The sequence below is a fragment of the Inquilinus sp. genome (assembly GCF_057815775.1).
The window spans coordinates 1-2,857 of the sequence record NZ_JBYRFX010001129.1; the positions used below are offsets into that span (position 1 = coordinate 1).

Consider the following 2,857-nt stretch of genomic DNA (forward strand, 5'->3'; position numbering starts at 1 on the left):
GCGATCGAACTGGCCGCGGATAATCAGCGGCTCGCGGCCCGGGATGCCGAACTGGCTGCCAACCTGGATAAACTACCGGCCGGCGATGTGTCTGCCGTGGATCGGCTCAATCGACTGGACGCCGTTGAGCGGCAGATCGAAGAAACAACCGACCCTGCCGCACTGCGCAAATTGAATGACAGGCGCGATCAGATCCTCGTCGACACCAACCCGGAGGCGTTGCAGCAGGCTGCCGCACCGATTGAGGCTCGCCGCCTGATCGAATCCGAGCGCGCCGCGATCGCCGATCAACTGCAGGAAATCACGGACGAGCACGCCCGACTACAGGCATCAATGCTTTCGCCGCTGAAACTTCCAGCGCTGGGGCAACGGGAGCGCATCCCGACCGGCCCGCGCGGGCAGTTCGAGATGGATTTGCAGCCGCCGGCCGCCGCCGCGGATGCCCTGCCGGTCGTGGAAAAGCCCGTGAAGGTGCTGACCGACAAGGCGTCTCCCGACGCAGTCGCCGCCCTGCGCGACGAACTGACCCCGGCCAAGATCGAGGAAGCCCGCGGCCACCCCGATATGGAAGAGACCGTCTCGCGCGATCTCGACAAGCTGATGCTGGAGCGGCCGGACCTTGAGGTGCCTACGGGCGTCACGGTCGATGCCGACGGCCGCACCGTGCCGACTACGCGTACGATCGAAAGCGTCGTGAACGAGGCCGACAACCGGCTGGCGGCGGCGAAGGAGATCGAGGCCTGCGTCGGCCCGTATCCGAGCGAGGCGGCATGAGCGTCCTGAAATGTGTCACCAACCTGATCGAAACCGGCAAGATCACCAAGGCCCTCGGCGACGAGGCGCTGGCGCTGTATGAGCGATCCAAGGGCGAGTTCCAGAAAAGCATGGGCCCGGCCGAAGCCGAGGCTGCCGCTGCGCTCGCCACCGCCCGATCGATGGAGGCCGGCGCCAAGCGGCTGAAGAATGACGTCGCCAAGCAGGCCATCGCCTTCGCCAACTTCGAAAAGACCATGCTGGAGCACCAGGACGGCCCGATCGCCGGCGTGCTCGACCAGCTCACGCAATCGCTGCGATCGCGCGGCACCCGCAACGTCGACGCCGTGCGCGACGACATCTGGAACCAGCTTTCCGCAAAATTCGGGGAGAGCATGGAAAAGTACGCGCCGGGTTTGCTGGGTGCCTCCAAGGCCCAGATCGATTCCGCCAAGAACATCATTCGCGAGGTGTTCGGGGTTTCGACCGGCGACAATCTGGCGAGCGCGGCAGGGCGGTCGTTCGGCGAGGTCCGCACCATCGCGGAGGACCGGGCGCGCGCGGCGGGCAAGAACTTCGAACTCAACGAGAACTGGCGGGTGCCGCAGCCGTGGAACGCGCCCCAAGTCAAGAAGGTCAAGGAGGCGGAATTCGTCTCCGACTTCATGGCCGAGGTGGATAACGGCGGCATCGGGCGGTTGTGGGATACCCGAACCAACCTGCCGGCCACCCGCGACCAGTACGAGTTCATCCTGAAGCGGGCCTATGCGGACATCACCGGGAGCGGCGGCGGGGTAGGGACGTTCTCGCCGACCCAGCGCACGTTCGAGTTCGCCGACGGCGCCGCGGGTGCGGATGCCTGGCTGAAACTGCAGGGCAAGTACGGCGTCGGCGACAATGTGATGGGCCTGCTGACCGGCCACATGAACAAAATGGCGTCCGAAATCGCCATGGCCGAGGTGATCGGTCCGAACCACCGAGCGATCATTTCGGCGGTTTTACCCCGCTTGAAGGCCTCAGAAGCGCAGTTATCCACAGCTCAACGGCTCAATCCGGTCCGGCTGCTGGAGAGCGCTAAGATGGTCGAGAAGGTCTACGCCGTGCAGAACGGGTCCGCGAACGTCGTGGACGGCCCGGTCATGGCGGGCATCCTGGGCGGTCTGCGGAGCATCAGCACGGCGGCGCAGCTAAAGGGGGCTGTCCTGTCCGCCATCCCCGGGGACAGCGTCACGGCGGGCCTGGCCGCCAATTTCAACGGCATGCCGGTCGGGCGGCTGATCTCCGGCGTGGTGGCCGACATCGCCCGGTCCGGCGCCGAGTCCAAAAACCTCGCCGCGCGGCTCAACCTGACCGCCCATACCGCCATGGATTTCAACCACGGCTATCGGTTCTTCCAGGACCAGGTCGCAGGGCCAGCCCAGCTCCGGTTCATGGCGACCACCGTGGTGCGCGCGCAAGGGCTGCAGGCGTGGACCGAGATGATGAAGCGGGTGTTCTCGATGGAGTTCACCGGCCACATCGCCGACCATGTCCATCTGCCGTTTGCCGACCTGCAGGCAGCCAACAAGCCCCTGGCCAACTTCCTCGAGCGCTACCAGATCAGCCCGGCCGAATGGGACACCATCCGCGCCGCGCCGCTACTCGAAACCAACGGGACCAGGTTCCTCGACACGTCCGCGATCGCCGACCAGCGCCTCGGGGAGAAGCTGCGGACCGGCATCAACCAGGAGCGCCGGTTCGCCGTGCTCGAGCCGGACAGCCGTTCGCGCGCGCTGACCACCGGCGGGCACGCCCAGGGCACCTTCGCCGGCGAGATGCACCGCTCCGTCGGCATGTTCAAGTCGTTCACGATCTCGATGGCCGCCACCCACATGATGCGCATCTTCTCCCAGGAGAGTTGGGGCGAGATGGCCAAGGTCGGGCTGCCGTTCATGCTGACCCATTTCATCGTCGGCGCCGCGGCAATCCAGGCTAAGAACATGGTCTACGGCAAGGATCCGCAGGCGATGGACACGCCGAAGTTCTGGGTGTCAGCGATGGCGCAGGGCGGCGGGCTCGGCGTCTATGGCGACGTGATCGGCTCGGCCTTCACCAAATCCGGCCG

The 2,857-nt window shown here is 65.9% G+C and carries 2 protein-coding genes; both read left to right on the top strand.

Translation table 11 applies throughout. From position 1 onward, the window contains the following. Positions 1-774 (top strand): hypothetical protein (locus AC3XYG_RS40180; protein ID WP_489145521.1); only part of this gene is annotated, 774 nt, incomplete at its 5' end. After that, positions 771-2,857, top strand: a 2,087-nt coding sequence (locus AC3XYG_RS40185) for a hypothetical protein (RefSeq protein WP_489145522.1), incomplete at its 3' end; no start/stop codon positions are given. The genes AC3XYG_RS40180 and AC3XYG_RS40185, both read left to right, overlap by 4 nt.